Source organism: Pseudomonas sp. BF-RE-22, assembly GCF_019956155.1.
Classification (GTDB): domain Bacteria; phylum Pseudomonadota; class Gammaproteobacteria; order Pseudomonadales; family Pseudomonadaceae; genus Aquipseudomonas; species Aquipseudomonas migulae.
On the sequence record NZ_JAHBDD010000051.1, the window covers coordinates 19908 to 27496 of the forward strand.

Here is a 7589-nt window from a genome sequence, read left to right on the forward strand (position 1 = left end):
CCGGTACATCCAGCATTGATGTCGGCTGTCACGCCGCTATCGCCGGCGAGCCGGCTCCTACAGGGGATGGTGGTGATTTAGAGATTTTGGCCCAGCGGACCACCGCACGCTTTTGCCCATGAACAGGAGGTCAACCCATGAGCGTGCATGAACTCAAACGTCCGCCCTTTGCGGATACCGCCGAGTGGCGGGTCGAGCTGCCCACGGCGCTGGAGCAATTGCGTCACTGGGCGCAGGTCAGTCCGTTGCAGCCGGCGCTGCGTCACAAGCGCCATGGCCAGTGGTTTGTCTGGCGCTGGATCGATGCACTGCGCGATGTCGAACGCTTGGCCGACGGCTTGCGCCAACAAGGTTTTACCGAAGATTCGCGGTTGGCGCTCAGCGGTGCGTTCGAACCGAATCTGTTGCTGCTGGCCCTGGCCGCACAACACATTGGCGGGCAATTGCTGACCCTGCCGGACAACCTCGACCCCGAATCCCTGCACAAAACCCTCTGGCGCAGCGGGCCCACCCACGCCTTCGTTCAAGGCCGGCAGACCCGGCAACTGTGGCTCAATCAGGGCCAAACGCTGCTGAACTTCAACGATCTGCTTGGCTCGGTCGACACTCCTCAGCGCCTCAACCGTTGGCGCCAGAACGCGCAACTGTGGAGCGAAGAGAGCACGCAATGGCAGGCCGGCCTGACGGTGTTGCTTGAGCAATGGCTGAGCAGCGGTCAATCCCTGGCTTTCCCGGAAAGCCCCGGCAGTGCCAGTCGCGACCGTCGTGAGGTGGCGCCTTCGGGGCTGCTGCTGTCGGCCGAACGCCTGCAACTGCTGGCCGAGGAAATCGACAGTCGCCTCGCCGCGCAAGGCACCTGGCGTCGACGTCTTTGCGAGTGGGCCATCGCTCACCCGGAAAAAGGCCTGCAACGCCTGATCAAGAACCGCGTTCGGCGACTGCTCGGTTTTCACAACCTGCATTACATCTGGCAAGCCACGCGCACGCCTGAGGTGAAAGCCGCGCCAACCTGGCTCACTGAATTCAAACAGGACATCGCATGACTTCGACCGATTCCATCCTGCAAGTCAGCGGCATTTCCCTGTCCTTCAAAGGCGTGAAAGCGATCAACGAGCTGTCCTTCGACGTGCGTCGGGGCGAGATCTGCGCGCTGATCGGCCCCAACGGCGCGGGCAAGAGTTCGCTGCTCAACGTGCTGAACGGCGTGTACCGCTTCGACGCCGGTTCGATTGTCTTCGAGCAACAGCCGTTCAAACGCATCGACCCGTTGACCGCTGCGCGCCGAGGCATTGGCCGCACGTTCCAGAACAACGCGTTGTTCAAGAAAATGAGCGTGATCGACAACATCCTCACCGGCCTGTCGCGGCACTTGCGCAGCAGCTTCATCGAACAGGCACTCAACCTGCCGCGAGCACGCCGCGAGGCCGAAGCCTTCCGCCAGCAAGCCCAGGGCATTCTCGAATTCCTTGAGCTGCAGGCGCATCGCGATGTGCCGGTGGGCAATCTGTCCTACGGCCTGCAAAAACGCGTAGAGCTCGGCCGCGCCTTGATCGCCGGCCCGCGCCTGTTGCTGCTGGATGAGCCGATGGCCGGAATGAACGCCGAAGAGAAACAGGAAATGGCCCGTTTCATCGCCGACATCAACCGCGACCTCGGCACCACGGTGGTGTTGATCGAGCACGACATGAGCGTGGTCATGGGCCTGTCCGACCACGTCGTGGTCCTCGATTACGGGCGCAAGGTCGGCGACGGCACGCCGGCCGAAGTGCAGGCCGATCCCGAAGTGATCGCGGCGTATCTGGGAGTGGTGCACTGATGACGTTCTTCTTCGAAACCCTGCTCGGCGGCTTGCTCGCCGGGACCATGTATTCGCTGGTCGCCATCGGCTTCGTGCTGATCTACAAGGCCAGCGGCGTGTTCAATTTTGCCCAGGGCGCGATGCTGTTGTTCGCCGCGCTGACCTTCGTCAGCCTGCACGATCAGGGCGTGCCGTTTGCCCTGGCGCTGTTGCTGACCGTGGTGGTGATGATCATCGGCGCGTTGCTGATCGAAAGGCTGGTGCTGCGGCCATTGGTCAACCGCTCGCAGATCACCTTGTTCATGGCCACGCTTGGGCTGTCCTTCATCATCGAAGGCCTGGCACAAGGCTTGATGGGCTCGCAAGTGCGGGCGCTGGACTTAGGGATAGACGACGTGCCGGTGTTCATCGGCGGGATGATGGTCAGCCAGTTCGACCTGATCGCCGCGGCGGCGGCCATTGTGCTGGTGACGGTGCTGGCGTTGTTGTTCAACAAGACCCGCATCGGCGTGTCGTTGCGGGCGGTGGCGGATGACACCACCGCCGCGTTGTCGATTGGCATCAACCTCAACCGGATCTGGCAGATCGTCTGGGCCGTGGCCGGGGTTGTCGGGTTGGTGGCGGGACTGCTTTGGGGCGCTCGCCAAGGGGTGCAGTTTTCGCTGTCGCTGGTGGTGCTCAAAGCGTTGCCGGTGCTGATCATCGGTGGCTTCACCTCGATTGGCGGGGCGATTGTCGGTGGGCTGATTGTCGGCGCGGCGGAGAACCTCGCCGAGGTCTACGTCGGTCCGCTGATCGGTGGCGGCATCACCCCGTGGTTCGCCTATGTCCTGGCCCTGGCCTTCCTGTACATCCGTCCCGCCGGCCTGTTCGGCGAGCGCGCCATCGAGCGAGTCTGAACCCATGACCATTTCCCTTGCCCGCGAAACCGCGCCGTCGGTGTTGATCCAGCGTCGTATCCCGTTTGGACTGCTTGGCCTGTTACTGATCGCCTTCGTGGTCGTGCCGCTGACCGGCAACGACTATTGGCTGAACGCAATCCTGATCCCGTTTCTGGTGCTGTCCCTGGCCGGCCTCGGCCTGAATCTGCTCACCGGATACACCGGCCAGACCTCGGTCGGCGCCGCCGGGTTCATGGCGGTCGGGGCGTTTGCCACGTATGGATTTTTGCTGCGCTTGCCTGAGCTTGGCTTGCCCGTCGCGCTGCTCGGCGGCGGGTTGATCAGCGCGGTGGTGGGGTTTGTTTTCGGCCTGCCGAGTTCGCGGATCAAAGGCTTTTACCTGATGGTCACCACGCTGGCGGCGCAGTTTTTCCTGGAGTGGCTGTTCGTCAAATTCCCCTGGTTCTACAACTACGGTTCGTCCGGGACCATTTCCGCACCGAAACTGGCGCTGTTCGGCCACGACTTGAACACGCCGCTCGGACGCTATCTGCTGACCCTGACCACCGTATTGTTGCTGACCTGGGTGGCGGTGAACCTGGTGAAAAGCCAGATCGGCCGCAACTGGATGGCGATCCGCGACATGGACACCGCCGCAGCGGTAATCGGCATTCCGGTGGTGCGCTACAAACACCTGGCGTTCGCCGTCAGTTCGTTCTACCTCGGCATCGCCGGGGCGCTGTGGGCCTTCGCCTACCTGGGCACTGCCAGCGCCAGCAGTTTCGATATCAACCGGTCGTTCCAGATCCTGTTCATCATCATTATCGGCGGGATGGGCAGCATCGCCGGCAACTTTGTCGGCGCCGCGTTCATCAGCCTGTTGCCGATCCTGCTCAGCCACGCCGGGCAAGCCTTGTTCGGTGGTTCGGTGGACGCCGGGCAGTTGCAGAACCTGCAAAAAATCATCTTCGGCGTGCTGATCATCCTGTTCCTGATCAAGGAACCGGAAGGCCTGATCCGCCTGCTGGGCAACCTTCGTGAACGGCTGAGTCACTGGCCGCTGCGCTTCTGAATCCTTTCCATTATTAGATAGAGAGACAACATGCGTGCATCCTTGAAACGTTCGTTGGTCGGCGCCGCTTTGACGCTGGCCGTTTTCAGCAGTGCAGTGCCGGTGGTCCAGGCCTCGGCGGACCAGCAATTCTTCCCGTTGGCCACCTATCGCGTCGGCGCGTACGCCTCCAGCGGTGTGCAGGTGTGGGCCGGGATGCTCGATTACCTGAACTACATCAACGATGTGGAAGGCGGAATCAACGGCGTCAAACTGGTGTGGCAGGAATGCGAAACCGAGTGGACGGCGGAGAAGGGCATCGAGTGCTATGAGCGCTTCAAGAAAGGCCTGGATGGCGCGCCGGTGGCGATCTATTCACCCAACGGCGCGCCGGCGGCCTATGCGCTGAGCGAGCGCGCGGAAGTCGACAAGATCCCGCTGATTACCCTCGGCTACGGGCGTACCGAAGCCACCGATGGCACGGTGTTCCCGTACAACTTCCCGGTGATGCTGACCTTCTACAGCGAGGCATCGAGCCTGATCAATTACATCGCTCAGCGCGAGGGCGGTTTCGACAAACTCAAGGGCAAGAAGATTGCCACGGTCTATCACGACTCCGCGTATGGCCGGGAAACCCTCGGCCCGTTGAAGCTGTTGGCGGAGAAATACGGCTTCGAGAACATCCAGATTCCGGTGGCCGATCCGGGTAACGAGCAATCGGCGCAATGGCGGCAGATTCGCCAGGTCAACCCGGACTGGGTGTTCCTGCGCACCTGGGGTGTGTCGACGCCGGTCGCCGTGAAAACCGCCGCGCGTTTCGGCTTCCCGGTGGACCACATCGTCGGCGACATTTGGGCCAGTTCCAGCGAAGACGTGTTGCCCGCAGGCGCCGCTGCCAAGGGTTATCTGGCGCTGACGCCATACCCCGCTGGCGCTGATTTCGAGATCCACAAACGCCTCAAGCAATTCATCCTCGACAAGGGCAAGAGCGACCTCAAGGACCTGAAAAATTTCGGCAGCGTCTACTACAACTCAGGGCTGGTGAATGCCGCAGTGATGGTGGAAGCAATCCGCACGGCCCAAGGCAAATTCGGCAAGCGTCCGTTGAACGGCGAAGAAGGTCGCTGGGGTCTGGAGCACCTGAACATCGACGATGCGCGGCTCAAGGACATGGGTTATTTCGGCCTGATGCAAAACCTCAAATTGTCCTGCAAGGATCACGAGGGCGGCGGTTCGGCGCGGGTTCAGCAGTGGGACGGTGCGAACTGGACGCTGATCAGCGACTGGATCGCTGCCGACCGCGCCTTGTTGCGACCTTTGATCGATGAAAAATCCGCCGCGTTCGCCAAGGAAAAAGGCCTGACGCCACGCACCTGCACAGGGGATGAATAAACCATGAGCCAAGCCGCCAGCGACATTGCCGCCAACGACCTGTTGCGAGTCAATGACATCGAGGTGATCTACGACGGCGCGATCCTGGCCGTGGCCGGGGTTTCGCTGAAGGTGCCCAAGGGCGGCATCGTCGCGTTGCTGGGTGCCAACGGCGCCGGTAAAAGTACCACGCTGAAGGCGATTTCCGGGCTGGTGCGGGCCGAGCGGGCGCAAGTCAGTCGCGGCACGATCGAGTTTCTCGGTCGCGATACGGCGGGTGTCGATCCCAGTCTTCGGGTGCGCCAAGGGATGGTGCACGTGCTGGAAGGTCGCCACGTGTTCCCGCAGTTGACGGTCGAAGACAATTTGCGCAGTGGCGGCTTCGTGCGCGGCTTGAACCGCCAGGAGCTGGCCCGGGATCTGGAGCGGATTTACGCCTGGTTCCCGCGCCTGAAAACCAAGCGCAAGACCCAGGCCGGACTGACGTCCGGTGGCGAGCAGCAGATGGTCGCTATCGGCCGGGCGTTGATGACACGTCCTACTTTGGTACTGCTTGATGAACCTTCCATGGGTTTGGCGCCTATTATCGTCCAGGAGATTTTCGAGATCGTCGCCCAGCTCAATCGCGACGAGCAGGTGAGCTTTCTGATTGCCGAGCAAAACATTAATGTGGCGCTCAAGTACGCCTCACAGGCCTATGTCCTCGACACCGGCCGGGTGGTGTTGTCCGGCAGCAGCGAGGCGCTGTTGGCGCGGGGCGATCTGCATGACTTTTATCTAGGTAAACACTGAGCAGTGAGAACGCCATGACTGAAACCCAACGCGGACAGGCGACCGACGCCATCCGCCACGCGGACATCCTGATCGTCGGCGGTGGCCTCAGCGGCGCGATGCTGGCGGCGCAGTTGTTGCGCCTGCCCGGCAGACGCTCGTTGCTGGTGATCGAGCCCCGGGCAGAACTTGGACGGGGCGAGGCCTACAGCGCGGTCGAATTGGGCCATACGCTGAACGGTAATGCGGCGCGCATGAGCGTCGACCCGGACAACGCCGACGACCTGACGCAATGGCTGACCGAGTACATCGCCAGCGGTGGCTGGCCGGAGTCCGATGAGCAGCATGTGCCGGTCAGCGAACTGTTTCCGCCCCGGGGGATTTTCGGGTTGTACGTGCAGCAACGATTGGCCGAAGCGCAAGCGCTGGGCGCGTTGAATGGCTCGACGGTCGAGCATGTGCGGGCCGAGGTGGTGGACTTGCAGACGCTGGATGATTCGGTGCGGCTGAGCTTGAGTGACGGCCAGCGGTTGCAGGGTGCTTATGCGGTGCTGGCGACCGGGATGTTTCCGGCTGCGCGCACGCCACAGACCGAGTCCAGTGGCTTGAACGCTGCGGCGCTTGATCCCTGGGATGTTGCCGCGATGCGTGAGCTGGATCCGCTATCGACAGTGTTGATCATCGGTTCGGGCCTGACCATGGTCGATGCCGTGGTGTCGCTGGAACAGGCCGGGCATCGCGGGTCGATCGAAGTGTTTTCGCGGCATGGCTTGCTGCCGCATGTGCGTCGACAACCACCGGCGTGGGTGGATTTTCTTGCCGAGGATCACAGCATTCGTACGCCGCGACAGTTGGTGCGAGAACTGCGTCGGCATTGCCGGGATGCCATTGCGCAGGGTGTCGACTGGCAGGCGCCACTGGATACGGTGCGGGCGCATATCGGTCGGTTGTGGAGTCAGGCGACGGATGGGCAGCGTCGGCAGTTTGTGCGGCATGTGCGGCCGTGGTGGGAAAGTCATCATCACCGGTCGCCGCCGTTGAGTGCCGAGTTGGTGGCGCGATTGCACGGGGAAGGGCGGTTGCGGATTCAGGCGGCTTCGTTCAAAGGGCTGGAGCCGGCTTTGGGTGGTGTGAGTATCCGTATTCGTCGCCGTGGTGAAGCGCAAACGGTTGTCGTCAGTGGCGCGGCGTTGATCAATTCCAGTGGCATCGAGTACGACTGGCGACGGGTGGCGCGACCGTTGCCGCGGCAGCTGTTGGCCCGTGGGTTGGTGCGGCCGGGGCCGTTGGCGCTGGGGATTGCGGCGGCGATTGATGGCGCGGTGCTGGGTGGTGATGGGCAGGTTGCGAGTCGACTGTTTGCCATGGGGCCGCCGTTGCGGGGGATGTGGTGGGAGAGTACGGCGGTGACTGACGTGGCTAGTCAGGCCAAGGCTTTGGCTTTGCGCTTGGTTGGGGGTTAGGTTGGGGGTATATCCGTTTCTTCGGTAACGGCGGCTATTGGTTTCGCCCTTACGGCGAGTCACTTGGAAGAGCCCCAAGTAACCAAGGGCTTTTGCCCCTTTCGTTCGGTGCCTCGCTGTGGCTCGGCATGCCCTCGCTCCGGTCCTGCTCCGTGGGCCCGCCGCCATCGGCCATCCCTGGCCGGGGGCGGCTAACCCGGCATCCATGCCGGGTTGCCCACTACGCAGAACCTCCACTCGGCCTCTCGAGGGGG

Annotated in this window: 7 protein-coding genes; all 7 read left to right on the forward strand. The window is 62.4% G+C overall.

Translation table 11 applies throughout. From position 1 onward, the window contains the following. The first annotated feature begins 137 nt into the window (after positions 1–137). From KGA82_RS22265 to KGA82_RS22295, 7 genes are read left to right on the forward strand one after another with little or no spacing between them, the layout of a single operon-like run. Positions 138–1043, forward strand: coding sequence for an AMP-binding protein (locus tag KGA82_RS22265; RefSeq protein WP_223452552.1), 906 nt, complete (start codon positions 138–140; stop codon positions 1041–1043). Beyond that, positions 1040–1816, forward strand: coding sequence for an ABC transporter ATP-binding protein (locus KGA82_RS22270; RefSeq protein WP_192417544.1), 777 nt, complete (start codon positions 1040–1042; stop codon positions 1814–1816). Before KGA82_RS22265 ends, KGA82_RS22270 begins: the two co-directional genes overlap by 4 nt. Continuing rightward, positions 1816–2697, forward strand: coding sequence for a branched-chain amino acid ABC transporter permease (locus tag KGA82_RS22275; protein ID WP_008029209.1), 882 nt, complete (start codon positions 1816–1818; stop codon positions 2695–2697). Before KGA82_RS22270 ends, KGA82_RS22275 begins: the two co-directional genes overlap by 1 nt. A 4-nt stretch (positions 2698–2701) precedes the next feature. Continuing rightward, on the forward strand, positions 2702–3751 hold the full coding sequence (locus KGA82_RS22280) for a branched-chain amino acid ABC transporter permease (protein WP_192496354.1): 1050 nt from the start codon (positions 2702–2704) through the stop codon (positions 3749–3751). A gap of 30 nt (positions 3752–3781) precedes the next feature. Beyond that, positions 3782–5122 carry an ABC transporter substrate-binding protein gene (locus KGA82_RS22285; protein ID WP_192496355.1) on the forward strand — a complete coding sequence of 447 codons (1341 nt, stop codon included), beginning with the start codon at positions 3782–3784 and terminating at the stop codon, positions 5120–5122. 3 nt (positions 5123–5125) lie between these two features. Continuing rightward, entirely contained in the window at positions 5126–5893 is a 768-nt protein-coding gene (locus tag KGA82_RS22290; protein WP_223452553.1) for an ABC transporter ATP-binding protein, read from the forward strand. 14 nt (positions 5894–5907) lie between these two features. Next, entirely contained in the window at positions 5908–7335 is a 1428-nt protein-coding gene (locus KGA82_RS22295) for an FAD/NAD(P)-binding protein (protein ID WP_223452554.1), read from the forward strand. Positions 7336–7589: the final 254 nt, after the last annotated feature.